This is a genomic window from Pantoea sp. sgz302252, assembly GCF_042610525.1.
GTDB lineage: Bacteria > Pseudomonadota > Gammaproteobacteria > Enterobacterales > Enterobacteriaceae > Erwinia.
Genome location: NZ_JBHDVM010000002.1, coordinates 451,055 through 475,364 on the forward strand (window position 1 = coordinate 451,055; position 24,310 = coordinate 475,364).

The 24,310-nt window shown below is 57.4% G+C and carries 24 protein-coding genes; 3 read left to right on the forward strand and 21 right to left on the reverse strand.

The features are described 5' to 3' along the window. Nucleotides 1-65: 65 nt before the first annotated feature. From treR to fabB, 3 genes are all read right to left on the reverse strand, one after another. Nucleotides 66-1,013: a trehalose operon repressor TreR gene (gene treR, locus ACETPC_RS05905; RefSeq protein WP_380179522.1), complete on the reverse strand. Its 948-nt coding sequence runs from the start codon at nucleotides 1,011-1,013 to the stop codon at nucleotides 66-68. A 45-nt stretch (nucleotides 1,014-1,058) separates the two neighbouring features. Beyond that, entirely contained in the window at nucleotides 1,059-2,255 is a 1,197-nt protein-coding gene (locus ACETPC_RS05910; RefSeq protein ID WP_380179523.1) for an MFS transporter, read from the reverse strand. A 305-nt stretch (nucleotides 2,256-2,560) separates the two neighbouring features. Further along, nucleotides 2,561-3,781 (reverse strand): beta-ketoacyl-ACP synthase I, encoded by a 1,221-nt coding sequence (gene fabB / locus ACETPC_RS05915; RefSeq protein WP_380179525.1) that lies wholly within the window; start codon nucleotides 3,779-3,781, stop codon nucleotides 2,561-2,563. Between the two features lie 157 nt (nucleotides 3,782-3,938). On the opposite strand from fabB, the gene mnmC reads away from it, so the two are divergent. Next, nucleotides 3,939-5,948 (forward strand): bifunctional tRNA (5-methylaminomethyl-2-thiouridine)(34)-methyltransferase MnmD/FAD-dependent 5-carboxymethylaminomethyl-2-thiouridine(34) oxidoreductase MnmC, encoded by a 2,010-nt coding sequence (gene mnmC / locus ACETPC_RS05920; protein ID WP_380179527.1) that lies wholly within the window; start codon nucleotides 3,939-3,941, stop codon nucleotides 5,946-5,948. A gap of 31 nt (nucleotides 5,949-5,979) precedes the next feature. Here mnmC and ACETPC_RS05925 read toward each other — a convergent pair whose 3' ends face one another. The 6 genes from ACETPC_RS05925 to prmB form a co-directional block, all read right to left on the reverse strand. Further along, nucleotides 5,980-6,261, reverse strand: a complete 282-nt coding sequence (locus ACETPC_RS05925; protein ID WP_336139120.1) for a YfcL family protein — start codon at nucleotides 6,259-6,261, stop codon at nucleotides 5,980-5,982. Nucleotides 6,262-6,285: 24 nt separating this feature from the next. Beyond that, the gene (locus ACETPC_RS05930) at nucleotides 6,286-6,828 is read right to left on the reverse strand and encodes an elongation factor P hydroxylase (RefSeq protein WP_380179529.1); all 543 of its coding nucleotides are present in this window, start codon (nucleotides 6,826-6,828) and stop codon (nucleotides 6,286-6,288) included. A 48-nt stretch (nucleotides 6,829-6,876) separates the two neighbouring features. Further along, nucleotides 6,877-7,680, reverse strand: a complete 804-nt coding sequence (locus ACETPC_RS05935; RefSeq protein WP_380179531.1) for a sulfite exporter TauE/SafE family protein — start codon at nucleotides 7,678-7,680, stop codon at nucleotides 6,877-6,879. Between the two features lie 9 nt (nucleotides 7,681-7,689). Then, the gene (mepA, locus tag ACETPC_RS05940) at nucleotides 7,690-8,511 is read right to left on the reverse strand and encodes a penicillin-insensitive murein endopeptidase (protein ID WP_380179533.1); all 822 of its coding nucleotides are present in this window, start codon (nucleotides 8,509-8,511) and stop codon (nucleotides 7,690-7,692) included. 5 nt (nucleotides 8,512-8,516) lie between these two features. Then, on the reverse strand, nucleotides 8,517-9,602 hold the full coding sequence (aroC, locus tag ACETPC_RS05945) for a chorismate synthase (protein WP_380179535.1): 1,086 nt from the start codon (nucleotides 9,600-9,602) through the stop codon (nucleotides 8,517-8,519). Between the two features lie 90 nt (nucleotides 9,603-9,692). Next, the gene (gene prmB, locus ACETPC_RS05950) at nucleotides 9,693-10,625 is read right to left on the reverse strand and encodes a 50S ribosomal protein L3 N(5)-glutamine methyltransferase (RefSeq protein ID WP_380179537.1); all 933 of its coding nucleotides are present in this window, start codon (nucleotides 10,623-10,625) and stop codon (nucleotides 9,693-9,695) included. Between the two features lie 162 nt (nucleotides 10,626-10,787). Here prmB and smrB point away from each other — a divergent pair, with 162 nt between their 5' ends. Next, nucleotides 10,788-11,339, forward strand: a complete 552-nt coding sequence (gene smrB, locus ACETPC_RS05955; RefSeq protein WP_380179684.1) for an endonuclease SmrB — start codon at nucleotides 10,788-10,790, stop codon at nucleotides 11,337-11,339. A gap of 58 nt (nucleotides 11,340-11,397) precedes the next feature. Here the strand turns inward: smrB and sixA are convergent, their stop codons facing one another. From sixA to ACETPC_RS05975, 4 genes are all read right to left on the reverse strand, one after another. Beyond that, on the reverse strand, nucleotides 11,398-11,880 hold the full coding sequence (gene sixA / locus ACETPC_RS05960) for a phosphohistidine phosphatase SixA (RefSeq protein ID WP_380179539.1): 483 nt from the start codon (nucleotides 11,878-11,880) through the stop codon (nucleotides 11,398-11,400). A 170-nt stretch (nucleotides 11,881-12,050) separates the two neighbouring features. After that, on the reverse strand, nucleotides 12,051-14,198 hold the full coding sequence (fadJ, locus tag ACETPC_RS05965) for a fatty acid oxidation complex subunit alpha FadJ (RefSeq protein ID WP_380179541.1): 2,148 nt from the start codon (nucleotides 14,196-14,198) through the stop codon (nucleotides 12,051-12,053). Next, nucleotides 14,198-15,499 carry an acetyl-CoA C-acyltransferase FadI gene (gene fadI, locus ACETPC_RS05970; RefSeq protein WP_380179543.1) on the reverse strand — a complete coding sequence of 434 codons (1,302 nt, stop codon included), beginning with the start codon at nucleotides 15,497-15,499 and terminating at the stop codon, nucleotides 14,198-14,200. Before fadI ends, fadJ begins: the two co-directional genes overlap by 1 nt. 191 nt (nucleotides 15,500-15,690) lie before the next feature. Next, nucleotides 15,691-15,987 carry a YfcZ/YiiS family protein gene (locus ACETPC_RS05975; protein ID WP_380179545.1) on the reverse strand — a complete coding sequence of 99 codons (297 nt, stop codon included), beginning with the start codon at nucleotides 15,985-15,987 and terminating at the stop codon, nucleotides 15,691-15,693. A gap of 369 nt (nucleotides 15,988-16,356) precedes the next feature. On the opposite strand from ACETPC_RS05975, the gene fadL reads away from it, so the two are divergent. Continuing rightward, nucleotides 16,357-17,640, forward strand: a complete 1,284-nt coding sequence (gene fadL / locus ACETPC_RS05980) for a long-chain fatty acid transporter FadL (RefSeq protein ID WP_380179547.1) — start codon at nucleotides 16,357-16,359, stop codon at nucleotides 17,638-17,640. Nucleotides 17,641-17,925: 285 nt separating this feature from the next. On the opposite strand, the gene mlaA is transcribed toward fadL, so the two are convergent. The 8 genes from mlaA to ACETPC_RS06020 are packed head-to-tail and all read right to left on the reverse strand — an operon-like array spanning nucleotide 17,926 to nucleotide 24,282. Continuing rightward, the gene (mlaA, locus tag ACETPC_RS05985) at nucleotides 17,926-18,687 is read right to left on the reverse strand and encodes a phospholipid-binding lipoprotein MlaA (protein ID WP_380179549.1); all 762 of its coding nucleotides are present in this window, start codon (nucleotides 18,685-18,687) and stop codon (nucleotides 17,926-17,928) included. 27 nt (nucleotides 18,688-18,714) lie between these two features. Then, the gene (ccmI, locus tag ACETPC_RS05990; RefSeq protein WP_380179551.1) at nucleotides 18,715-19,926 is read right to left on the reverse strand and encodes a c-type cytochrome biogenesis protein CcmI; all 1,212 of its coding nucleotides are present in this window, start codon (nucleotides 19,924-19,926) and stop codon (nucleotides 18,715-18,717) included. After that, nucleotides 19,923-20,375: a cytochrome c-type biogenesis protein CcmH gene (locus ACETPC_RS05995; RefSeq protein ID WP_380179553.1), complete on the reverse strand. Its 453-nt coding sequence runs from the start codon at nucleotides 20,373-20,375 to the stop codon at nucleotides 19,923-19,925. The genes ccmI and ACETPC_RS05995 overlap by 4 nt, the downstream gene beginning before the upstream one ends. Beyond that, nucleotides 20,372-20,926: a DsbE family thiol:disulfide interchange protein gene (locus ACETPC_RS06000; RefSeq protein WP_380179555.1), complete on the reverse strand. Its 555-nt coding sequence runs from the start codon at nucleotides 20,924-20,926 to the stop codon at nucleotides 20,372-20,374. Before ACETPC_RS06000 ends, ACETPC_RS05995 begins: the two co-directional genes overlap by 4 nt. After that, nucleotides 20,923-22,869, reverse strand: a complete 1,947-nt coding sequence (locus tag ACETPC_RS06005; protein WP_380179557.1) for a heme lyase CcmF/NrfE family subunit — start codon at nucleotides 22,867-22,869, stop codon at nucleotides 20,923-20,925. The genes ACETPC_RS06000 and ACETPC_RS06005 overlap by 4 nt, the downstream gene beginning before the upstream one ends. Next, nucleotides 22,866-23,333: a cytochrome c maturation protein CcmE gene (ccmE, locus tag ACETPC_RS06010; protein WP_380179559.1), complete on the reverse strand. Its 468-nt coding sequence runs from the start codon at nucleotides 23,331-23,333 to the stop codon at nucleotides 22,866-22,868. The genes ACETPC_RS06005 and ccmE overlap by 4 nt, the downstream gene beginning before the upstream one ends. Next, a complete protein-coding gene (gene ccmD, locus ACETPC_RS06015) occupies nucleotides 23,330-23,545 on the reverse strand; it encodes a heme exporter protein CcmD (RefSeq protein WP_380179561.1) in 216 nt (71 codons plus the stop codon). The genes ccmE and ccmD overlap by 4 nt, the downstream gene beginning before the upstream one ends. Continuing rightward, nucleotides 23,542-24,282 carry a heme ABC transporter permease gene (locus ACETPC_RS06020; protein WP_380179563.1) on the reverse strand — a complete coding sequence of 247 codons (741 nt, stop codon included), beginning with the start codon at nucleotides 24,280-24,282 and terminating at the stop codon, nucleotides 23,542-23,544. The genes ccmD and ACETPC_RS06020 overlap by 4 nt, the downstream gene beginning before the upstream one ends. Nucleotides 24,283-24,310 lie beyond the last annotated feature (28 nt).

Below are 24,310 nucleotides of genomic sequence, written 5' to 3' on the forward strand. Positions count from 1 at the left end.
AAAAGGGAACGTTCCCATTTTTAAAACGAGATCACAAAAAAAGAGTGAAAACTGACAAATAAGATTCAGAGAAACTTGCAGGGAATAATAAAGCTCTGCCTGTCTGCCCCCTCGTTCAGCTGAGCAAGCAGCTGCCTGGCCGCCTGCAAACCCGCTTCGACATAGCCGAACTCAACCGACAAGGTTTTTGGAAACAGAAAACCAGCCAGCTGCGTGTTGCCGATTGCGCCTACCTGCACGTGTTCGAGCCGCTGCTGCTGTAAGAATTTGTTGGCGCCAAGCGCAATGCTATCCGAAGCGCAAACCAGCGCGGTCGTTTCCGGCGTCAGCACGCTGGCAGCGCGCTCAAAACCATACTGGTAAGTCAGCTCCCCTAATTCACTGCGCGGGCTAAGCTGTAATCGTCGGCAGCCAGCGAGATAGGCCTGATAGCGGCAGGCGCCCGTGGTTTCGTCGCTTTGCGTGACGCCCAGGTAGCTGATGTGGCGATGGCCGAGCTGGTAGAGTTTGTCCAGCAGCAGATTAACCGCGCCCTCATCGTCGTAACATACCGAAGAAAAACCGGCGTAGTGACGCACCATTACCACCATTTTTTCCTGCCAGGCGCTGAGCATTTCCGCCGTCAGGCCGTTAAAGCCAAATAAAATCACGCCGTCCACATAGCGCTGCGCCAGCATATGCAGATGTCCCTGAACCAGGGCGGGATCGAACTGGCTTTCCATTACAATGGGATCGAACCCCTGCTGGTAAAACAGCGGCAGCATAGCTCTGACCGCCCGGTTTTCCGCTGGCGAATCCAGGCGCGAAACGATAATGCCAACTACTCTGTCGCTTTTCTCGCGCATGGCGCGGGCCGATCTCGAAGGCGTAAACCTCTGCTGATGGATAACGGCCTCCACCCGCTCGCGGGTTTTCTCACTGACGCCCTGCTCGCCGTTCAGCACGCGCGATACGGTTGATTTTCCCACGCCGCTGAGCCGGGCGATATCCTTGATTGTCAGGCGGTTTTTCATAAAAAATAGCTATACGATTAATCAGGTTGTGTCAGATTAACGTATTTAACCCTGATAATCAGCATGGCTCGCAGCGCCGCCTCTAAAGCGGCTGGCACAGGTGACGGCAATCCCGATCGCCGCGCAAAGCGCGCCAGCCAGATAAACGGAGCCGTAACCCAGCGAGGTAGCCAGCACGCCGGTTAGCGGGCCGCTGGCACCGTAAGCAATATCCTGAAAAGCGGAGAACCCACCCAGCGCGGTACCGCGAACCTGCGGCGCAACGCGTTTGACTACCTCTACGCCCAACGCCGGGAAAATCAGCGAACAGCCGCAGCCGGTCAGCGCCGCGCCCGCCAGCGCCAGCCAGCCGTTGCTTGCCAGTCCCAGCAGCAGCAGTCCGCTAGCTTCAATCGCCAGCGAGACCAGCGCCACGCGCGCGCCGCCCAGACGATCCGGCATCCAGCCAAAAAACAGGCGCACCAGCACAAAAGCCATGCCGAATGCAGTTAGCGCAAAACCGGCGTTGTTCCAGTGCTGGCTGGCGAAGTAAAGCGTGGTAAAAGTGCCGATCACGGCAAAACCCGTTCCCTGAAGGGCCAGCGCAAAGCCTGGCGAGAGGATCTGCCCAACCACTTTCCATAGTGAAGGCCGTTCGCCGCCGAGTGTTGGCACAGTTTTAACCCAAAAATTAAACAGAAGCGCGAAAACGGGCAGTATAACGGTGGCAATACCCAGCGCTGTAAATCCCCAGCGATGGTACAACAGCAGTCCCAGCGGCGCGCCTGCTGCCAGCGCGCCATAGATAGCCATGCCGTTCCAGGACATCACCTGGCCGGAGCGCTTTGGGCCAACCAGTCCCATTCCCCAGGTCAGGTTGCCGGTCAGCAGCTGGCTTTCGCCAAAACCCAGCAGCAGCCGCCCCAATGCCAACAGCGCAAATTTAGTTATCACTGACACCGGCAGCGCTGCCGCCAGCAGATAAGCTATGCCAACCAGCATACAGGCCAGCATTCCCTGGAGCGTGGTGCGTTTTGCGCCGCGCTGGTCAGCCAGCTTTCCGGCATAGCCGCGCGTCAGTAAGGTAGCAAAGAACTGTATGCCGACCGCCACGCCGACCATCACGTTGTTTAATCCAAGTTCCTGATGAACAAACAGCGGGATAACCGGCAGCGCCATACCTGCGGTCAGATAGGTTAGAAATATGGCGAAAGAGATGGAACCCAGCGCCCGGGAACCCTGTTGATGAGCAGAGGAAGACATAGAATCCCGTATCTCCTGGTGATAACTTAAGGGGCGTTTTTACAGGATCAAAACACGGGCCTCAAGCATGGCGTAAAATTTCTTAATAACAAAGAATAAGGTGGCGAATAGCGCCGAACACAGGAGTATAACCGAAGAAGGTTGCGGGATTATTTACCGGGATAAAAACTGTGTTTAGCAGAGTAAAAACAGCAGGATATTAAAGACGCGCTGCTTCCTTCCCACCTTTGTGTAAAGTGTCGCGACAGCGGCCAATAAAAAAAGGATGCCCTTGCGAGCATCCTTTTTCTGCATCGCTGAGGCGATTACAGCTTGCGCATTACCAGCGTGGCGTTAGTGCCGCCGAAACCGAAGCTGTTAGACATTACGGTAGTCAGCTGCTGCTCGGTTGGTTTGGTCACGATATTCAGACCTTCTGCCGCCGGATCCAGCTCGTCGATGTTGATGCTTGGCGCGATAAAGCCGTGTTCCAGCATCAGCAGCGAGTAGATGGCTTCCTGCACGCCTGCTGCGCCCAGAGAGTGGCCGGTCATCGCCTTGGTTGCGGACATAGCTGGCGTATTGTCGCCAAACACTTCGCGGATCGCGCCCAGCTCTTTCACATCGCCAACCGGCGTAGAGGTGCCGTGGGTGTTCAGGTAGTCGATTGGGGTATCCACTCCTTCCATCGCCAGGCGCATACAGCGCATTGCGCCTTCGCCTGATGGTGCCACCATATCCGCGCCGTCCGAGGTAGCGCCGTAGCCTACCACTTCTGCGTAGATGTGCGCGCCACGTGCCAGCGCGTGCTCCAGCTCTTCCACCACGATCATGCCGCCGCCGCCCGCGATAACAAAACCGTCACGGCTGCTGTCATAGGTACGGGATGCTTTTTCCGGCGTCTCGTTGTATTTAGTGGAGAGCGCGCCCATGGCGTCGAACTCGCAGGACATTTCCCAGCACAGCTCTTCGCCGCCGCCAGCAAAAACGACATCCTGCTTGCCCAGCTGGATCTGTTCTACAGCGTTGCCGATACAGTGCGCAGAGGTAGCACATGCGGAGCTGATGGAGTAGTTAACGCCGTGAATTTTGAACGGGGTCGCGAGGCAGGCGGAAACGCCAGAAGCCATCGCCTTGGTCACCATATAAGGGCCAACGCCGCGCAGGCCTTTAGCGCGCATGCCGTCGACGCTGGCTACCTGGTTGATCGGCGAGCCGCCGCCAGAACCGGCTACCAGGCCTACACGCGGGTTGTTCTGGTACTGGTCAACGGTCAGACCGGAATCTTTCACCGCTTCCAGCATGGAAATATAGGCATAAATGGACGCATCGCTCATAAAACGCAGGGTTTTGCGATCGATGAGGCTGGAGATTTCGTCTTTATTCAGTTTGACGTTGCCCCAGACGTGACTACGCATGCCGGAATCTTTCAGCTCCTGAGAGAAGGTAATGCCGGAACGCCCTTCACGCAGAGATGCAAGGACTTCCTGTTGGTTATTACCAATGCTGGAAACGATACCCAGGCCAGTAATCACTGCACGTTTCATTCAATACCTCGTTAACTACTTATATTAGGATTCGACACGCACTTTAGCGTACAGTTGTAAGCCGAACAAGTCCAACCAGCGCTTAACTTTTGTAAATTTGCGTGGGCGCGCCCCGAAGATTACAATCGCAACACCACAAGATAACAGAGCTTTTGCCGTGAACAGCGCCCCGATTGAGCATGCAGAACTAAGCTGGAATGAACAGGGTACACCTGTATCCCGAACCTTTGGCGACGTCTATTTTTCCAATGAAAACGGCCTGGAAGAAACCCGCTATGTGTTTCTCGGCGGCAACGGGTTGCCCGAGCGTTTCGCGCAGCATCCTCGCGGGCTGTTTATCACGGCGGAAACCGGTTTCGGCACCGGCCTGAATTTTTTAACGCTCTGGCAGGCTTTTGCTCGTTTTCGCGCCGGGGCGCCGCAGGCGTGTCTGCAACGCCTGCACTTTATTAGCTGCGAAAAATACCCGCTGAGCATAGAGGATCTTGCCAGCGCGCACCAAAGCTGGCCGGAACTGGCAGACTACGCGCGCGCGCTGCGTGAACAGTGGCCCGCCGCCCTGCCCGGCTGCCACCGGCTGCTGCTGGATGGCGGGCGCGTTACGCTGGATCTCTGGTTTGGCGATATCAATGAACTGATCCCCGCTTTTGACGAGAGCCTTAATCAGCAGGTCGATGCCTGGTTTCTGGATGGCTTTGCGCCGTCGAAAAACCCCGATATGTGGACGCCGCAGCTGTTCGCCTGCATGGCAAAAATGGCCCGTCCCGGCGGTACGCTGGCGACTTTTACCTCGGCTGGTTTTGTACGCCGGGGTCTGCAAGAGGCGGGCTTTACCCTTAGCAAGCGCAAAGGCTTCGGGCCCAAGCGGGAAATGCTCACGGGCGTGCTGGAAAAAGCGATCGAGACGCCAGCCACAGCGCCCTGGTATCACCGTCCGGCGGCGGAAGGCGAGGATATCGCGCTGATCGGCGGCGGGATAGCCAGCGCGCTGCTGGCGCTGGCGCTGCTGCGGCGCGGCAAAAAGGTCACGCTTTATAGCGCCGACGGCGAACCGGCTCAGGGCGCATCCGGCAATCGCCAGGGCGCGCTTTATCCGCTGCTGAACCATCACGATCCGGCGCTGGCCCGCTTTTTTCCTGCCGCTTTTACCTTCGCCCGCCGGGTTTACGATAGCCTGTCGGTAGCGTTCGACCATGAGTGGTGCGGCGTAACCCAGCTAGGCTGGGATGAGAAAAGCGCGGATAAAATCGCCAAAATGCTGACAATGCGGCTGCCAGAAGAGATAGCCCGCCCTGTCACCCGGCAGGAAGCCGAAGCGCTGTGCGGCGTGGAAACCGGCTGCGGCGGCATCGCCTATCCGGCTGGCGGCTGGCTCTCTCCGGGGCAGCTAACGCCCGCCCTGTTTGCACTGGCACAACAGCAAGGGCTAATCGTACATTGGCATCATGCGCTGGCGGAGCTCTCTGCTATCCCGGAAGGCTGGCGACTCGATTTCACCGATAAACCCGCGCAGACGCATCGCAATGTGGTATTGGCGACTGGCCATCAGCTGACCGCCCTGTCGCAAAGCGAAAAACTGCCTGCCTATGCCGTTGGCGGCCAGGTCAGCCATATCCCTACCGCGCCGATGCTGGGCCAGCTAAAACAGGTGCTGTGCTATGATGGCTATCTGACGCCGGTTAACCCGCGTAATCAGCATCACTGCATTGGCGCCAGCTATCATCGCGCCGACAGTTCTACCGCTTATCGGGAAGAAGATCAGCAGGAAAACCGCGAGCGTTTAATCCGCTGTCTGCCGCAGGCTAAATGGCCGCAGGAAGTTGACGTCAGCGCAGGCAGCGCCCGTAACGGCGTGCGCTGCGCTACCCGCGATCACCTGCCAATGCTTGGCCCACTGCCGGACTATCAGCAAACGCTGGAGCAGTACGCGGATTTGGCGCAGAACAAAGCCGATGCCGCACCCGCGCCGGTTTATCGCGGCCTGTTCGTGCTGGGCGCGCTGGGTTCAAGAGGATTATGCAGCGGCCCGCTGGCAGCAGAAGCGCTGGCGGCAGAGCTGTGCGGCGAGCCGATACCGCTGGATCGCCAGACGCTGGCGGCCACCCATCCGAATCGCTACTGGGTCAGAAAGTTGCTAAAAGGCAAAGCGGTAAAAGCGGCAGGCTAAGATTCAGGCGGCGCAAGGCCGCCTTAAGAACTCAGGAAGGATGGCGCGCCTGCAGGAACAGATTGTCCCACATGCCCAGCACCAATGCCTGATCGCGCGGAGAAAGCTCGCCGGCGTGGATGGCGTTTTCAAGGCTGTTCAGCACCTGGATTTGCAGCGCTTCCGGCGTGTGCTCGCCCGACTGCTCGATTTCCGCCACGGCCAGGGTCAGATGGCCGCGCAGATAGCCGCTGGCAAACAGCTCATCGTCGCTGGCGCTTTCCACCATATTGTCAATCAGGGCCAGGATACGCGCTTCAAATTCATCAATCATACAATTCCTTATTTACCATGCTGGTCAGAGATCTTCCGGCCAGGGAAACTGCGCTGCGGTCAGCGGCGGGGTTGAGTAGTAGCGACCCAGTTCGGCGATAAAACGGGCTGGCCGTGACGGAATTCCCTTTTCCAGATGAGCCATTACCTGCGCGTGTACCTTGCGCTGGAACGCGATGCGGTCCGGCTCAAAATCGCCATTGAGATTGTCACAACTTACGTTGAAGGGAAAGCCCGCCGCCATACAAAACATCCATTCCAGCGCCTGCGGCTTAACTTCCACCGCTTCGAACTGGCTTTGCGTCATGGCATCGCGGCCGTCGGGACAATACCAGTAGCCGAAATCCACCAGCTTGCGCCGCTCCGCGCCAGCAATACACCAGTGCGAAATTTCATGCAGCGCGCTGGCATAGTAACCGTGAGCGAAGACGATACGGTGATAAGGCACTTCATCATCGGCAGGCAGATAAATGGGTTCATCATCGCCCTTTACCAGGCGCGTCTGATAATCGGCAAAAAAGCAGCGGTCGAAAATCTCAATCAGCTGCGGATAGTCGTGAGTACGCATTGTTCTCTTCTGCAAAATTCACGTCTTACGACGCGTCAGGATAAAAACTTAGCCCGCTAAATGGCGGAACCAGGCAGCGATTTCCGCGCCGTGGCTGTCATAAAGCAGCTTCGCGCTCATGACAATGGAAACGGTAACCACCATTGGCCGGATTAACTGCTGGCCACGGCTCAGTACCAGCCTGGCGCCCAGCCGCGCGCCGCAGATGGCGCCGATCAGCATGACCAGTCCAGTGCCCCACACTACTTTACCGCCGAAGATAAAAAACAGCAGGCCACCGAGATTGGAGGTGAAGTTCAGCACCTTGGCATGCGCGGTGGATTTCGCCAGGTTAAAGCCGCAGAGCGTGACAAAGGCCAGCGCATAAAAGGAGCCTGCGCCCGGCCCGAAAAAACCATCATAGAAGCCAACGCAGCCACCCGCCACCAGCGCAAACGGCAGGCCGTGCAGGCGACGATGGCGATCTTCTTCGCCGATCTTAGGCATCAGTAAAAAATAGAGACCGATAGAGATAATCAGCAGCGGCAGCACCTGACGCAGCAGGCCCGGTTGAATATGCTGGATCAGCACCGCGCCGATAATTGACCCGATAAAGGCCATCAGGATATTCAGTCGCTGGGCCTTAAGATCTACCGCCTTGCGCCGGATAAAGTAGAGGCTGGCGGAGAAAGAGCCGCCTACCGACTGCAATTTATTCGTCGCCAGCGCCTGAGCCGGAGAAAGCCCGGCTGCCAGCAGCGCTGGAACAGTCAGCAGCCCGCCGCCGCCGGCAATAGAGTCGATAAAAGCGGCCAGCACGGCAATACAAAACAGCACGCCAAGCAGCAGCGGACTGACGGCAAACCATTCCATTTTCTTTTCCTAAAGCAGATGTTTATCCAGCAGCGCCTGGCAGGAGGCAGGCAACGGCGGCGGCTCGCGTTTTACCGGTGCGCCGGACGGTTTTGGCGGCTCGAACCAGCTTTGCAGCTCTGCGCCGCAGCCGTCGCCCGGCGGCGGGGCTGGCTGGTCCTGGCACTCCATGCTGCCTACCGGACAGCGCAGACGGACGTGCATATGCGCGCGGTGACCAAACCATGGACGCACCTTGCGTAGCCAGTCGCGGTCACTGCCCGCATCCGCACAAAGCTGTTTTTTAATCGCCGGATTGACGAAGATGCGCGTAACATCGTCATCTTTCGCTGCCAGTTTAATCAGGCTGTCGATTTCCGGCTGCCAGTGCCGAGCCACCACGTCTTTGCCGTTTGCCGTCACCAAATCCAGCGGCTGCGGCTTCAGCAGCATTTGCGAGCTCCAGCGCGCTTTCGGCAGCTGCAGCCAGATATCCACATCCAGCCCGGTCTGATGACTGGCGTGGCCGCTGCTGAAGCGACCGCCCGCCGCCATGCCCATATCGCCGATCAGTACCTCGCCCAGCTGTAGGTTATGCACCTGCGCGCCAAGACGCTGAATAAACAGGATCAGGTCGGGATGACCATAAAAACGACGCTGATCCTGGCGCATTACCTGATAAGTGGGATCGTTAAGCGGCAGCGGCTGCGCGCCAACGATGCAGCCGTTGGCAAAAGAGCCTATCGACTGCGGCGAACCGCTTATCGGCTGCTGAATCGACTGCCAGGGCGTGGCCGCCAGGGTAGAAGCGCTGAGCAGCAGGCCGCACAGCGCGAACAGCGTCTTTTTCATGATGATTACCAGCGTGGGATTACCGTCTGCACGTCCGCGTTCTGGCCGCGATGACGCAGTAAATGATCCATCAGCACGATCGCCATCATCGCTTCCGCGATCGGCACGGCGCGGATCCCTACACAAGGATCGTGACGGCCTTTGGTGATCATCTCTGCCTCTTCGCCTGTGCGGGTGATGGTTTTGCCCGGCACCGTGATGCTGGAGGTTGGCTTCATCGCCAGCGTTGCCAGAATCGGCTGTCCGCTGCTGATGCCGCCCAGAATGCCGCCAGCATGGTTGCTCTGGAAGCCTTCCGCGCGGATCTCATCGCGGTGTTCGCTGCCACGCTGGGTGACTACAGCAAAGCCGTCGCCGATTTCCACGCCTTTTACCGCGTTGATACTCATTAGCGCATGCGCCAGATCGGCATCCAGACGGTCGAAGACCGGCTCGCCCAAACCTACCGGCACGTTTTCCGCCATTACCGAGACTTTCGCGCCGATGGAATCGCCTTCTTTCTTGAGCGCACGCATCAGCTCGTCCAGCGCCTCAATTTTAGACGGATCCGGGCAGAAGAAAGGATTTTTCTCGACCTGATCCCAGTCTTTCAGCTCGCAGGCCACGTCGCCGATCTGCGCCAGATAGCCGCGCACTTTCACGCCGTGCTTCAGGGCTAGATATTTCTTGGCGATAGCGCCAGCCGCCACACGCATTGCGGTTTCGCGTGCGGATGAACGCCCGCCGCCGCGATAGTCGCGCAGGCCATATTTTTGCTCGTAGGTATAATCTGCATGGCCGGGACGGAACAGATCTTTGATCGCGCCGTAATCTTGTGAGCGCTGGTCGGTGTTTTCAATCAGTAGGCCGATGCTGGTGCCGGTGGTCACGCCTTCAAATACGCCGGAGAGAATTTTCACCTGATCCGGTTCGCGGCGCTGGGTGGTGTAGCGCGAGGTGCCGGGACGGCGGCGATCCAAATCGTGCTGCAGATCCGCTTCCGTTAGCGGAATACCGGGCGGCACGCCGTCAATAATACAGCCCAACGCCAGTCCGTGAGATTCACCAAAGGTTGTGACGCGGAAGAGCTGTCCAATAGTGTTACCAGCCATTAAAACTCCTGGATTGTTCTTTAAGCGGCTATTTACCTGCCATGCTGAACCCTGGCCGCGCTCAGGGTTCTCATCTGTTCTGACCCGGGCTTAATCTTTATAAATGCTGAAATGGTGCTGCGCGTCGACAATCTGCTGACGGGTCAGCATAAATACGCCGTCGCCGCCGTTGGCGAACTCCAGCCAGGTAAAAGGCACGTCGGGATACTGTTCCATCATATGCACCATGCTGTTGCCTACTTCGCACACCAGCACGCCCTCTTCGCTCAGGTAGTCCGGTGCGCAGGCTAAAATGCGGCGCGCCAGCTTCAGACCATCGCGGCCCGCTGCCAGGCCTAGCGCCGGCTCGTGGCGATATTCGTCGGGCAGATCGTCCATATCTTCTTCATCCACATAAGGCGGATTGGTGACGATAAGATCGTAAGGCGTTTTCGGCAGCTCGCGGAACAGGTCGGCGCGGATTGGCGTGACGTTATGTTCCATGCCGTGTGCGGCTATGTTTTGTTCTGCTACGGCCAGCGCATCCGTAGAGATATCTACGGCATCGACTTCCGCTTCCGGGAAGGCGTAAGCGCAGGCGATAGCGATACAGCCGCTGCCGGTGCACATATCCAGGATATGTTTCGGCTCATGCGCGATAACGCCAGCAAAGCGTTCGTTGATCAGCTCGCCTACCGGCGAACGCGGCACCAGTACGCGCTCGTCCACATAGAACTCATGGCCGCAGAACCAGGCTTTGTTGGTGAGATAGGCGACGGGAAGGCGCTCGTTGATACGTTTAATCACCCGCTCGACGATGCGGTGACGCTCGCTGGAGGTCAGACGCGCGGTACGCATATCTTCCGGAATATCCAGCGGCAGATAGATTGTAGGCAGCACCAGCTGAACGGCTTCGTCCCAGGGGTTGTCGGTGCCGTGGCCGTACCAGATATCCGCCGCCGCGAAGCGGCTGACCGTCCAGCGCAGCATATCCTGAATGGTATGCAGCTCACTGACTGCCTCATCAACGAAAATTTTGTCCAAAGTGCCCTCCACAGGCCAAACTCAACTCGGCAGCTAGTTTGCCATGAAGCTGACGAGAATCCAGCGCACGGGCGTGAAAAAACTGACATTTGTTTATTTGCAGGCTGCAGAAAGGGTAGACTGAGGGCAATATTGCGGATAATCCCGCCGCCCGAGGATATGATGAGTAAAAAACAGCCCCTGAGCGCCGAAGATGAAGCGCTGTTTCGTGGATTGATGACCGGCACGCGCAGGCTGGCTCAGGACACCGTGGTGCATAAAACGCCGCAGAAAAAACTTTCGCAGGTGCCGCAAAAGCGCCTGCTGTCAGAGCAAATGGATAACAGCCACTACTTTTCCGACGAATTCCAGCCGCTGCTTTCCGACGAAGGGCCGGTGCGCTACGTGCGCAGCGACGTCAGCCATTACGAGCTGAAAAAGCTCAGGCGCGGCGACTATACGCCGGAAATCTTTCTGGATTTGCACGGACTGACGCAGAAGCAGGCAAAAGAGGAGCTGGGAGCGCTGATTGCGGCCTGCCGCCGCGAACATATTTTTTGCGCCAGCGTAATGCACGGTCACGGCAAGCACGTGCTGAAACAGCAAACGCCGCTGTGGCTGGCGCAGCATCCTATGGTGATGGCTTTTCACCAGGCACCGAAGCTGTTCGGCGGCGATGCCGCACTGCTGGTGCTGATAGAAGTGGAAGAGTGGCAGCCGCCCGAGCTGCCGTAGCGAGAGGTTATCAGGACGGGAAAGCGCTGGCGCTTTTATCCAGCCAGCGCGCGGCCGTTTACATCGCTTTTGCCAGCCGCCGTGGGCTAACCTGCCACTCCAGCTTGCCGCAGCCGCTTTCGCCGTCCAGGGTTACGCTGGCGATGGCGGAGGTAGCGAACATCGGCGGTGCCTCCTGCGGGCAAAGTTCAGAAACCAGATAGCCCACCAAAGGCAGATGGGAGATCACCAGCACGGCTTTGACGCCCTCTTTTGCCAGTACCTGCAGATAGCTGGCCACCAGGCCAGGATCGCCGCCCGGCGTCAGCTCCGGTAATACTTCCTGCTCCGCAGGCAATATCAGCGCCTCGCGCACCGTTGAGAGCGTCTGTTCTGCTCGCAGATAGGGACTGACCAGCACCCGATCGATATCCACCGTCTGGCCGTTGAGCCAGCCCGCCATCTGTCGTGATTCATCGCAGCCGCAATGAGTCAAAGGTCTTACCGCATCACTGGCTGCATCCAGTGCCGCATCGCCGTGACGCATAATGAAAACTTGCATAGTGCACCGCTGTTATTAAACATAAACGCCGGAAAACCGCGTTTTCCGACTCTTCACTCTGTGAATGAACGCTGTGTTGTACCCTAATGCCCAAAGGCAAGTCAACCGATTGTTTACAAAATAACCTGCCGTTATTGAGGCGTTGATATCACTTGCCAAAGGCCGCCGATCTAACCCTTTGAATCAGGCTGGGTATTCACCTTAACTGCCGTTTTGTAAAAGGTTTCTCCCGTTTGCGCCATTTTTTTCAGGCGCTCGCAGGGCGTAAAACGCGCGCCGCAGGTTTGGGAAAGCTGCTCCAGCTGTGCCACTATCCGGCCCGCGCCCAGCGCGTCCATATAGTGAAACGGGCCGCCCGAAAACGGCGGGAAGCCAATGCCGAATACCGCGCCGATATCGCCATCGCGCGCGCAGCGGATCACGCCTTCGTCAAAAGCTCTGGCCGCTTCGTTCAGCAGCATCAACACGCAGCGTTGGGCGATAAGTTCCGCGCTAAGGTGCGTTTTGGGATTCAGGTTCAGTAATTTATAGATCGTAGCATCCGCACGCTTTTTACCGCCTGATTTTTTAGCGTAAAGATAAAAGCCCCGACCGTTTTTGCGCCCTTTACGGTTATCGTTGAGGATAGCCTCCAGCTCTGGCGGCGCTTTAAACCGCTCGCCCCAGGCTTTTTCCAGCACCGGCAGAATATGAGCACCGGTATCGATGCCAACCTCGTCAAGCAGCTGGATTGGCCCAACGGGAAAACCAAAATCCATCAGCGCGCCGTCAATATTTTCTATTGGTTCACCTTCGAGCAGGCAGCGCAGTGCTTCATTGATGCAGGGCGTCAGGATGCGGTTGACGTAGAAACCCGCGCGATCGGCGACAACAATCGGCGTTTTGCCCTGTAACCTGGCTAATTTGACCACAGTAGCTATGGTTTTAGCGCTGGTTTGGGCATGCGGGATCACCTCGACCAGCGGCATTTTATCCACGGGGCTGAAATAGTGCAGGCCAATGATATTTTCTGGCCTGCGCGCGTGAGCAGCGATTTCGTGGATTGGCAGCGAGGAAGTATTGGAGGCGAAAATTGTCGCGGGCGCAGTACTGGCTTCCACTTCCGCCACCATTTTCTGTTTCAGGAACAGATCTTCAAATACCGCTTCGATAATCACATCGCGATGGCGAAATCCCTGGTAGTCCATACCGCCGCCGATCAGGGCCATCTGCCGCTGGCGTTCCGCCGGGGTTAAGTGGCGGCGGGCAACCTTTTTCCCCAGCAGATCCCAACTGTATTTCAGCGCATGATTGATCCCTTCAGGCTTAATATCTTTAATACGCACCGGCAGACCTGCCCGGCAGGCAGTGACGTAAGCGATGCCGCCGCCCATTAGCCCGCCACCCAGCACGCCGATCTTTTTCAGCTCTTCGGGCATGGCTTCGGCACCCTGCTCTTTCTTTATTTCCGTGGTTGCAAAAAATAGCGCACGCAGCGCCACTGATTCCGGTGACATCGCCAGCTCGCCAAACGCTTTAGCTTCAGCAGCATAGCCCGCGCTACGGCCATGTCTGAGTCCTGTACGTACCACAGAAAGAATTTTGCGCGTTGCCGGATAGTTGCCACGGGTTTTGGCTTCGGCCCGCCGCGTCGCCAGCTTAAACAGTAAGGCCTGCCCCGGCGGCGAATTTAGCAGACGCTCGCGCAGCGGCAACGCCCGACGCGGTAGTCGGCTTTTCAGCACCCTTTCGACAGCTGTTTCCAGCAGGATAGAGCGAGGTACGGCTTCTTCCACCAGCCCCAGCTTCGCCGCCTGCTTCGCACGCAGCGTTTTGCCGGTAAGCATTAAATCCAGCGCCTGCGAAGCGCCGATGAGCCTGGGCAGCCGCTGCGTACCGCCAGAGCCAGGAAGCAGGCCCAGCTGCACTTCCGGCAGCCCCAGCCGCGTTTTTTCATCCAGGCTACAGACGCGCTGGTGGCAGGCCAGCGCCAGCTCCAGTCCGCCACCCAGACAGGCACCGTGGATAGCCGCCACGACCGGAAAAGGCAGCGCCGCAATTTCCGCCATGATCTTTTGCCCCTGACGTGCGAGCGCGGCCGCTTCTTCCGCCGAGCGACAGGCGGCGATCATGGTGATATCCGCGCCTGCGATAAAAGAATCCGCTTTGCCGGAGATAAATACCAGACCGGCAAGCTGCGGCTGACGGCGAGCCTGAGCGATAGCCTCACGCAGCTGCTCGCCGAATTCCGCCCTGAGCGTATTCAGTTTTTCGCCAGGCACGTCAAAGGTAATGACGCCCACGTTGTCTGCACGCAGGCTAAAGGTAAAGGCCGTCATTATTCCGCCTCCAGAACCATGGCCGCGCCCAGGCCGCCAGCGGCGCAGGCTGTGACCAGCCCTAAACCACCGCCGCGACGCCGCAGTTCATTTAATGTCTGGGTAATCATCCGTGCGCCGGTGGCGGCAAAGGGATGGCCGTAAGCGATAGAGCCGCCCAGCACGTTGAATTTCTCCTCGTCCACTTCGCCCAGCGCCTGCGGCCGATTCAACACTTCGCGAGCAAATTTGTTATCGGCGAACATCTTAAGGTTAGCTAAAGTCTGCGCCGCAAAAGCTTCGTGCATATCGATAAGCGTCAGATCGGCTAAGGTGATGCCTGCACGATCAAGCGCCAGCGGCGAAGCCCAGGCCGGGCCCAGCAGCATATCTTCCTGCACGCCGATGGCGGTAAAGGCATAGTTGCGCAGATAGCCGAGCGGCGCAATGCCGAGCTCCTTTGCCCTGGCTTCCGTCATCAGCACTACCGCTGCCGCGCCGTCAGTTAAAGGCGTGCTGGTGGCGGCCGTCACCGTGCCGTGCTTACGGTCAAAGGCGGGACGCAGCCGGGCGTAGTCTTTCAGGTTTGAGTGCAGGCGGACGTTATTATCCTGCTGCAAAGGGCTGCGCCACGGCGGCACATAAGCCGTCATCACTTCCTGCGCCAGCCAGCCCTCTTCCCATGCTTTAGCCGCGCGCAAATGAGAGCGATGCGCCAATGCGTCCTGTTGCTCCCGCGTGATGCCATAGCTTTTCGCCATCTGCTCGGCGGTATCGCCCATGCGTAGGCCGGTGGAATACTCCGCTACGGCTGGCGGTACAGGGAGTAAATCGTGCGGGCGAAGCTGGCTGAGCAACCGAAACTTATGCAGCAGCGTTTTGGCTTTGCTGAGGTCCACCAGCACGCGCCCCAGCTTTTTGCTGACGCCAATAGGCAATACGGAGGAAGAGTCGGCACCGCCAGCAATACCGGCCTGAATAGTCCCGGCCAGCAGGCTTTCGGCCACGTTGGCGACGGCCTGAAAGCTGGTAGCACAGGCGCGGCTGACGCTATAGGCATCGGTATGCACGCTTAAACCTGCGCCAAGCACGATTTCCCGCGCAATATTTGGCGCTTCAGGCATTTGAATGACCTGGCCAAATACCAGCTGCTCTATAATTTCCGGCGGCAGCTCGCTGCGCACCAGCAGCTCGTTGACCACCATGCGGCCCAGCTCAATGGCGGGAATTTCCTGTAGCGCCGTGGCCTGGCGGGCGAAAGGCGTACGCAGACCGTGCGTAATAGCTATGCGCTGCCCCTGACGCGTCAGTAGGGTTTTCATTAATCACCTGTAAAAATCGGCGGCATCACTGCCAAAAGAGGTCTGACCTGTTTATTGTTAACCAGATTTTTACATTTTGCATAATATTGAAAGGAAATTTGCGAGAAGAGCCACGCTTTGGAACAATGAGCGGGCAAGACCCACTCATTGTACGGCAGAAAATCAGCACCGCCGAAACCGTGTGGCGAGCGCTAGCGCAGCCCCAGCTGGAAAATCATGGTTTCCGCCTGGCAGCAGAAGGTGAATGAAGCGTCGAGCTGGACGCCATCCGGTTTATCTTCGAAACGGCCAATGATGTCACAGGGTTCCGACTCGACCTGACGCGCTTTTTCAATTAGCTGCTGCAGGGCAGCTTCGGCCTGCTGGCGGCTTGCATAGAGACGGCACCAGGAAGCGGTACAGTCACTGTTGTCCATGACGGTTCCGACATCCACACAGCAGCAGGCGGCGGTTTCGCTGGCGCTGCATTTTTTTATGGCATGGGTCATAAGATCCTCCGGTTAACGTGCGCCAGGGGCGCAGGCTTAAGGTCACAGAGATCTATTCTACGCCTGCCCTCTTTTTCTGTCCGGCAATTCGGTGAACAGACAGCTTTAAGTAATGAAAATCGACGATAAATTTGATCTGAAACAGGCTAGACTCAATGCGCTCTGGCAAGACCAGAAGGTTTTTGTTAAGCAGATCGCTTTTTATTGATCATTTTAGAAAACTTTATAAAACAATATTGCAACAATAACGGGGGCCAGACCTATACTGGGGCCACTGGTCTGATTAGTTAGCCGTCTTTCAGCCCCTTTAGCGTCCAGCCGTTGCTCAGGCGACGGCATGAATAATAATCAGATAAAGAGGTTATGGTCATGAACCATAAAAACCTGTTTGCGAAGTCTGCTTTAGCAGCCGCAGTGACCCTTATTTCTTCTCAGGCTTTCGCTGCCGGCTTCCAGCTCAATGAGTTTTCCGCTATTGGTCTGGGCCGAGCTTACTCAGGCGAAGGCGCGATGGGCGATACCGCTGCCTCCGCCAGCCGTAACCCGGCTACGATGGCGTTGATGGATCGCCCTATGTTCTCGGTGGGCGCAGTATTTATCGATCCCGGTGTCAGCATTGACGGCACCAGCGCCAGCGGCCAAAGTCTGAATGCCAACAATATCGCGCCAACACAGTGGGTACCTAATATTCACTATGTGCAGCCGTTAAGCGATCAATGGTGGCTCGGCGCCTCCGCCACCTCTAACTACGGACTGGCGACAGAATTTAATAATGACTACGCAGCAGGCCCTTATGCGGGCAAAACCGACCTGCAAACCGTTAATTTTAATTTAAGTACGGCTTACCGCCTGAATCAGCACTTCAGCTTTGGTGTAGGCTTTGACGCCGTCTACGCGCGCGCCAAAATCGAACGCTATGCGGGCGAAGCGGGCAGCGCGCTGGGCTTCCCGGCAGATACGCAAATCGCGCACCTGAAAGGCGATGAGTGGGGCTACGGCTGGAACGCCGGTATCCTGTATGAAGTCGACGAGAATAACCGTTTCGGCCTGACTTACCGCTCGGAAGTGAAAGTTGATTTCGACGGGGATTATAAGAGCAGCATTCCAGGCTATATCAATCCGGTTAACCAGGCGCGTAATTTAGGCCTGCCTTTTGGCACGGGCGGCTCGACCATTCCGGGCGCGCTGACGCTGAACCTGCCGGAAATGTGGGAAATCTCCGGCTATCATAAAGTTGCGCCGCAGTGGGCCGTGCACTACAGCATGGCCTATACAAGCTGGAGCCAGTTCCAGGAACTGAAAGCGACCGGCAGCAACGGCCAGACGCTGTTTTACAAAGATGAGAGTTATAAAGATGCGTATCGCATCGCGCTGGGCACCTCTTATTTCTATGACGATAACTGGACTTTCCGCGCCGGTATCGCCTTTGACGATAGCCCGGTACCGGCCGATAAACGTTCAATTTCCATCCCGGATCAGGATCGCCTGTGGCTGAGTACTGGCGCATCCTACGCCTTTAACCAGGATGCTTCTGTGGACGTGGGGCTTTCTTATATGCATGGCCAGCATGTGACCATTGAGGAAGGGCCTTATACTTTCCGCTCTACCGGCAAAGCCTGGCTTTACGGCGCGAGCTTTAACTATAAGTTCTGATTATAAAGGCCGTATTGGGCCTTTGAGGTCGATGACAAACCCCATGTTGCGTTTAAATCGGTGACAGAGCGACAGAGGCAGAGCGGAACATGGACACGCCGTGAACACGGTCCCTGTGGGCTCGGTTGGCGCGTCCATGCGCCAAACGGTCCACTTATCCGCTCTGCCTCTGCCGCTATCAAGCCGCCGTGTTGCTGTAAAAGAGCCAGGCCTGACGAATGCTTCAGGTTTGTCAGCAATCTGAAGGCCCGCATCGGGCCTTTTTGCTTTTCTGGTCGGATGCAATCAGTTGGCGTCGATGTCGTCAAGATCGCCCTGGATAGCGGCGGCGTTGGGGTTTTCCTGCGGGATTAGCTTGCCGTCGCTGGCAAGGAAGTCGTGCCGCTGGAAATAGGCCGCGCGCATAAAGGCATAAGGATCTTTCGAGTTGCGCAGGATGCCATCGGAGTCCAGCAGCTGCGCGCGGGTTTCTACGCCTTCCAGCGCCCATTTGCCAGCGGTCATCCACCAGGTCAGCCAGCTTAATGGCGCATAGAGATCGTCCACCAGGCCACCTACGTCTTCACGCGGCGTAAAGCTGCCGTAGCCTGGCAGCTCGGCATAGGTGCCGTAGCCGACGCCGTAGTTGCCCAGCGTGCTGCCGAAGCGGCGCGGCTCTTCTTTTACCAGCGCCGGATTAGCCATACCCGCCACGTCGATAAAGCCACCCAGCCCTAAAACCGTGTTCAGGAAGAAGCGGTTAAAGTGGATCATCGCTTTATAAGGTTTGCCCTCAATAAAGTAGTTCACCATGGTGGAAGGCTCGCTCAGGTTGCCGAGGAAATTGCTCAGGCCGGTGCGTGCGGGCATAGGCACGTAGTCGCGCCAGGCAACGGCAACCGGACGGACCACATAGGGATCCAGCACGTTGTAATTAAAATCGAACATCGTGCGGTTGAAGCCTTCCAGCGGATCGGAGCGCCCCTGCGGCTCATCCGCCGTCTGCGAGCTGGCGCAGCCAATCAGCAGAACGCTGGCCAGCGCTACGGCCGTTACGCGGTAGTTCATCTCTCTCTCCCTGTTAAATAAAGCCGACTACGGCTGCTGTTGGTTAATCTCAACGGCCAGCTGCTGTTGACCATCAAAAGGCGTGACCGCGCTGACGCCGAACCAGTCGCCGGTCTGCGGGTTAGCGCTGCCGTCGCGCGAAATGCGCGCCCTGACCTGCACCTGATGCTGAGCGGAAAGCAGACGCTCGGGCATCATGGCGTTGCTGTCATCCAGCGTCAGCGAGATCGGGAAACGGCTCAGCGGCACTCTTTTCACCGCCACCGGCACTTTCGACACGCCGTCAGAAACTGAAATATACAGGATCCCATCCGCAGGCAAGGATTTTTCTGCGCCCGCCGCCAGCGTTACGGTTAATGCCAGTCGGCTGGTTTGGCCGCCGGATTCGGTTTTAGCCTGTTCGATGCTGCGGCGGATGGCGTCCACGCGCTTATCGTTAGCCGGTAACAATTGTAACAGCTTTTGCCATGTCGCTACCGCTTCGGCGTAGCGCTGCTGGCTAAAAGCATTAAATGCCAACAGGCTGAGCACGCGAATGTTGTCGCCATCGTTTTTCAGCATCTCGTTCAGCATAGCCGTAGCCTGCCGATTATCCTGCGGATCCTGCGAACGCGTTAGCGCATCGGCATAGCTTAGCCTGACCTCCGGGTTTTCCGGCGCCAGCTGTAGAGCACGGCGGAAAGCCTGGGTCGCGGTTGCGGCATTGTTAAGCACCATACCGATACGGCCCAGCATCAGCCAGTCGTTGACGTTGCGCGGATCCTTTTGCAGCGAGGTTCTGATGCCAAGGCCAAGCCGGGCAAGCTGCTCCATCGTCAGCGGCTTTGCCTGCGGATCCATCAGCTGCGCGCGCAGCTGAGGCAGTTCGTTATTAACCTGCTGCCAGGCGAGTACCTGAGCAAAACCGCCAGTCTTGAAATAAAGCCCCAGGCTGACCAGCACTAATATCAGTACGCCGGGCAGAAGTACCCAGCGGCTGACGGCGCGCTCGCGGATTTGCTCATCCTGCGGAATATCCAGCAGCAGCGTTTGCTGTAGCTCGCGGATCATTTCCGGGCGCTCCGCTACCACGCCCTGGTCTTCGTCCTGCTCCAGCTCTTTCAGACGCTGCTGGTAAAAGTTTTTGTTCAGCGTATCGCGATCTGCTGCCAGCGAGGCGCGCTTGCGGCCTCCGGCAAACAGCAGCAGCGCGCTGGCGGCCGTCAGTAAAAGCAGAACGGTGAGCCAGAATCCACTCATGGTTTTTTCCTGTTATTTAAAAGCGCGTCGAGCCGCGCCTGCTGCTCTGCATCCAACACGGCACCTGTGCGTTTTCTGCTGCGTAAAACTATTACCAGCGCGCCTGCCACAACAAACAGCACCGGGCCAGCCCAGAGGATCAGAGTTGAAGCCATTACTGGTGGTTCGTAGGTGACGAAATTGCCATAGCGCGCCACCATCCAGGCTTTGATCTGCTCCGGCGTCTGCCCGTTTTGCAGCAGCTCGTAAACTTTCAGGCGCATATCCGCCGCGATCATCGCATTGGAATCGGCAATGCTGTTGTTCTGGCATTTGGGGCAGCGCAGCGATTCGGTAAGGTGCCGATATTGCTGCTCCTGCGCCACCGAAGCGAATTTATAGGTATCGATATTGTCCGCCAGCACGCTGAAAGAAAAGATCAGCGCGGCGAGTAGTAAAATCCGTTTCATGTTCCTGCCTCCTTGCTGTATTTATCCCATAAAGGTTTTACTTCGCTGCGCCATACCCGCTCGTTCATATCTCCGGCGTGACGATAGCGAATGATGCCTTTACCATCGATTAAAAAAGTTTCCGGCGCGCCATAGACGCCTAAATCCAGTCCCAGCATGCCGTCGCCGTCATAGAGGCTTAGCGCATAGGGATTGCCCAGCGTGTTCAGCCAGTTAACGGCTTTGCCGCGATCGTCCTTGTAGTTCAGACCTACCACGCGAATGCCCTGCACCGCCAGCGTGTTAAGGTACTGATGCTCTGCGCGGCAGGTCGGACACCAGGTCGCCCAAACGTTTAGCAGGATCGGTTTACCATCGTGCAGCACTGACTGGTCATAAGTTTTGCCCGGCCGATCCAGAGATTCCAGCCGGAAAACTGGCACAGGTTTGCCGACCAACGCCGACTCCAGTTTTGTGGGATCGTCGCCGCTGGCGTTACGCGTTAATTGCCACATCAGCGCGGCAGCCAGCAGCAGGAACAGCGCCAGCGGAATATAAAGGGTTTTTTTCATGCCGCCACCTTCTTGCGCGAACGATAGCGCGGATCCAGCAGGCAAAAAATACCGCCGACCGCCATAAACAGGCCACCGAACCAGATCCAGCGAACAAAAGGTTTGTAATAGATACGCACGGCCCAGGAGTTATCTTCTAACTCTTCGCCCAGCGCCGCATAGAGATCGCGCGTAAAGCCGCCATCGATTGCTGCTTCTGTCATCATTGTATGCGCAACGCTGTAATAACGTTTTTCCGCGTGCAGCGTCGCCTCTGGCTTGCCGTTACGCGTGACATCAATAATACCGACGCCGCCGGAGTAGTTGGCGCCCTGGAGGTTGCGTACATCGCGGAAGACGAAGTGATAGTTATGGATATCTACTGAGTCGCCCGCGCGCATGCGTACATCGCGCTCTACGCTGTAGTTTTGGCTAAAGGCGATGCCGATAACCGTTACGGCGACGCCAAGGTGGCCCAATACCATGCCCCAATGGCTACGCGAGAGATGGCGCAACCCGGCGAAGAAGCTGTGACGATGGGTAGCACGCTCATGCAGTTCCATCAGCGTCAGGAAGATTACCCATAGCGACATCAGCAGCCCAACTACCGTCATTGCCTCAATACGATCCTGCATCAGCCATGGCAGCACTATAGAAAGCACCAGCGTAGCTACCAGCGCAATAGCAAGCCGCTTCCACAATTTTTGCGGCTCGTCACGACGCCAGCGCACCAGCGGCCCAATGCCCAGCAGCAGCGCCATTGGCGCCATCAGCCAGGTAAAGAGCGTATTGAAGAAAGGCTCGCCGATTGAAATACTGCCCAGCCCCAGCTGTTTGTGCACCAGCGGCAGCAGTGTACCGAGCAGCACCACCAGCATGGCGGCGATTAGCAGGATGTTGTTGCCTAACAGAAAAGTTTCGCGCGACCACAGCTCGTTTTGCACGCGGCTGCGTACTTTGCTGCCTTTAACGGCGTAAAGCAGCAGCGAACTGCCAATCACAATTACCAGGAAAGCCAGGATAAACATGCCGCGTGCCGGATCGGAAGCGAACGAGTGCACAGAGATCAGCACGCCTGAGCGCACCAGGAATGTCCCCAGCAGGCTAAGCGAAAACGCAGTAATCGCCAGCAGCACCGTCCAGGCTTTGAAGGTGCCGCGTTTTTCCGTTACCGCCAGCGAGTGGATCAGCGCGGTGCCCGCCAGCCACGGCATAAAGGAGGCGTTTTCAACCGGATCCCAGAACCACCAGCCGCCCCAGCCAAGTTCGTAATAGGCCCAGGCTGAGCCAAGCACGATACCTATAGTCAGGAAAACCCAGGCCGCCGTGGTCCATGGACGCGACCAGCGCGCCCAGGCCGTATCCAGCCTGCCCGTCATCAGCGAGGCGATAGCGAAGGCAAAGGCCACGGAGAAGCCAACATAGCCCATGTAGAGCAGCGGCGGATGGAAGATCAGGCCGATATCCTGCAGCATCGGGTTAAGATCGCTACCGTCGATTGGAAAGTCAGGCAAGGTGCGGGTAAAGGGATTAGAGGTCAGCGTGATAAACAGCAGGAATCCCAGATTGATCATTCCCATTACCGCCAGCACGCGGGCAACGGAATCCAGCGGCATTGAGCGGCTGAACAGCGCCACTGCCAGTGTCCAGGTGCTGAGCAGCAGCAGCCACAGCAGCAGCGAGCCTTCGTGCGCTCCCCAGGTTGCCGCAATTCGGTAGTAAACCGGCAATAGCGTATTGGAGTTAGTCGCGACATAGGCAACGCTGAAGTCGTTAACGACAAAAGCATGAACCAGCACTGCAAAAGCAGCCAGCACGCAGGCAAACAGCGCGTAGCTCAACGGCCTGGCCAGCCCCATTAGCCGCGTATCCTGGCGGGAAGCCCCCCATAATGGGTAGACGCTAAGCAGCAGCGCCAGCGCCACGCCGAGGGCAAGCAGAAAACTGCCAATTTCCGGCATCATGGCTGGCCTGCCTGCGCAATTTTATGGTTTTTTTTCATCGCGTCCTCAATTTCCGGCGGCGTATATTTTTCATCATGCTTTGCCAGCACTTCTTTCGCTTCTATCAGGTTGCCCGGCTCCAGAACGCCCTGCGCCACTACGCCCTGCCCTTCCCGGAACAGATCCGGCAGAATGCCGAGATAGCTAACGCTCACTACGCCATTAGCGTCGTAGAGCTTGAACGAAACCTGTAGGGTGTTGGGATCGCGCTTAACGCTGCCCGGCATCACCATGCCGCCGACGCGCAGGCGCTGGCCCGGCGTTGGTTTTTCCAGGCTTTCGCCTTTGCCGTTAAGGATTTCGCTGGGGGTGTAAAATAGATCGATATTGGAACGCAGCGCGTACATGACCAGCGCTGTAGCCAGCCCAAGACCGGCCAGGATCGCTACCGCTACGAGCAGACGATTTTTACGACGGTTATTCACTGCAGTGCTCCCTGCTTTTTTAGTTTCGCCGCTTTAATCCGGCGTTCCCGCGATTCGCGCTGGCGAATATCGGCCAGCAGCCGCTGGCGGACAACCAGCGTGTGCAACACCAGTGCGCCCAGCGCAATCAATGTACAGGCTACAGCAAGCCAGACGTAAAAGGCGTAGCCGCCCATCGCCCAGAAAGCCTGCCAGGATGAGAAAGCCGTCATGGGCGCGCTCCTTTTTCCGCGACTTCTTTTGCCCAGGGGCGATGGCGCTCGCTGGACAGCAGCAGGTTACGCAGGCGCATCAGCGTCAGCGTGATAAACAGTAGCCAGAAGCCTGCAATTGCCCAGCGCAACGGCGTGCGCATTGAAGGCGCGATAGCCTGCTGGAGAACACCAGACGAGCCCTGATGTAGCGTGTTCCACCACTGGACCGAATAGTGAATAATTGGCAGATTCACTACGCCGACCAGCACCAGGATACCGGCAGCGCGGCCCGCCATGCGGCGATCGTCAAAGGCGTTGTAGAGCGCGATAACGCCCATATAGAGAAAAAGCAGCACCAGTTCTGACGTCAGGCGCGCATCCCAAATCCACCAGGTTCCCCACATCGGTTTTCCCCAGGCGGAACCGGTTACCAGCGCGATAAAGGTGAATACCGCGCCAACCGGCGCCATAGCGGCCACGGCCAGATCGGCGGTTTTCCACTGCCACACCAGGCCAGTAAAAGCAGCTATCGCCATTGCGCTATAGATGCCCATCGACCACATTGCGGCAGGAACGTGTATATAAATAATGCGGTAGCTGTCGCCCTGCTGATAATCCGCCGGCGCGAAACCAAATCCCCAAATCCATCCTGTAGCCAGCGTGGCGACCGCCGCGATTGCAAACCAGGGCAGCAGACGGCCGCATATTCGGTAAAGCCTGTCCGGCTTCCCCAACTGGTGTAACCATTTCCACATAGTTCAATTGCTCATGTAAAAGTAAAGC

What these genes read in the sequence shown, in the direction of transcription:
- treR (WP_380179522.1), bottom strand. Translation starts at nt 1,013, where the DNA reads ATGAAAAACCGCCTGACAATCAAGGATATCGCCCGGCTCAGCGGCGTG.
- ACETPC_RS05910 (WP_380179523.1), bottom strand. Translation starts at nt 2,255, where the DNA reads ATGTCTTCCTCTGCTCATCAACAGGGTTCCCGGGCGCTGGGTTCCATC.
- fabB (WP_380179525.1), bottom strand. Translation starts at nt 3,781, where the DNA reads ATGAAACGTGCAGTGATTACTGGCCTGGGTATCGTTTCCAGCATTGGT.
- ACETPC_RS05925 (WP_336139120.1), bottom strand. Translation starts at nt 6,261, where the DNA reads ATGATTGATGAATTTGAAGCGCGTATCCTGGCCCTGATTGACAATATG.
- ACETPC_RS05930 (WP_380179529.1), bottom strand. Translation starts at nt 6,828, where the DNA reads ATGCGTACTCACGACTATCCGCAGCTGATTGAGATTTTCGACCGCTGC.
- ACETPC_RS05935 (WP_380179531.1), bottom strand. Translation starts at nt 7,680, where the DNA reads ATGGAATGGTTTGCCGTCAGTCCGCTGCTGCTTGGCGTGCTGTTTTGT.
- mepA (WP_380179533.1), bottom strand. Translation starts at nt 8,511, where the DNA reads ATGAAAAAGACGCTGTTCGCGCTGTGCGGCCTGCTGCTCAGCGCTTCT.
- aroC (WP_380179535.1), bottom strand. Translation starts at nt 9,602, where the DNA reads ATGGCTGGTAACACTATTGGACAGCTCTTCCGCGTCACAACCTTTGGT.
- smrB (WP_380179684.1), top strand. Translation starts at nt 10,788, where the DNA reads ATGAGTAAAAAACAGCCCCTGAGCGCCGAAGATGAAGCGCTGTTTCGT.
- sixA (WP_380179539.1), bottom strand. Translation starts at nt 11,880, where the DNA reads ATGCAAGTTTTCATTATGCGTCACGGCGATGCGGCACTGGATGCAGCC.
- fadJ (WP_380179541.1), bottom strand. Translation starts at nt 14,198, where the DNA reads ATGACGGCCTTTACCTTTAGCCTGCGTGCAGACAACGTGGGCGTCATT.
- fadI (WP_380179543.1), bottom strand. Translation starts at nt 15,499, where the DNA reads ATGAAAACCCTACTGACGCGTCAGGGGCAGCGCATAGCTATTACGCAC.
- ACETPC_RS05975 (WP_380179545.1), bottom strand. Translation starts at nt 15,987, where the DNA reads ATGACCCATGCCATAAAAAAATGCAGCGCCAGCGAAACCGCCGCCTGC.
- fadL (WP_380179547.1), top strand. Translation starts at nt 16,357, where the DNA reads ATGAACCATAAAAACCTGTTTGCGAAGTCTGCTTTAGCAGCCGCAGTG.
- mlaA (WP_380179549.1), bottom strand. Translation starts at nt 18,687, where the DNA reads ATGAACTACCGCGTAACGGCCGTAGCGCTGGCCAGCGTTCTGCTGATT.
- ccmI (WP_380179551.1), bottom strand. Translation starts at nt 19,926, where the DNA reads ATGAGTGGATTCTGGCTCACCGTTCTGCTTTTACTGACGGCCGCCAGC.
- ACETPC_RS05995 (WP_380179553.1), bottom strand. Translation starts at nt 20,375, where the DNA reads ATGAAACGGATTTTACTACTCGCCGCGCTGATCTTTTCTTTCAGCGTG.
- ACETPC_RS06000 (WP_380179555.1), bottom strand. Translation starts at nt 20,926, where the DNA reads ATGAAAAAAACCCTTTATATTCCGCTGGCGCTGTTCCTGCTGCTGGCT.
- ACETPC_RS06005 (WP_380179557.1), bottom strand. Translation starts at nt 22,869, where the DNA reads ATGATGCCGGAAATTGGCAGTTTTCTGCTTGCCCTCGGCGTGGCGCTG.
- ccmD (WP_380179561.1), bottom strand. Translation starts at nt 23,545, where the DNA reads ATGACGGCTTTCTCATCCTGGCAGGCTTTCTGGGCGATGGGCGGCTAC.
- ACETPC_RS06020 (WP_380179563.1), bottom strand. Translation starts at nt 24,282, where the DNA reads ATGTGGAAATGGTTACACCAGTTGGGGAAGCCGGACAGGCTTTACCGA.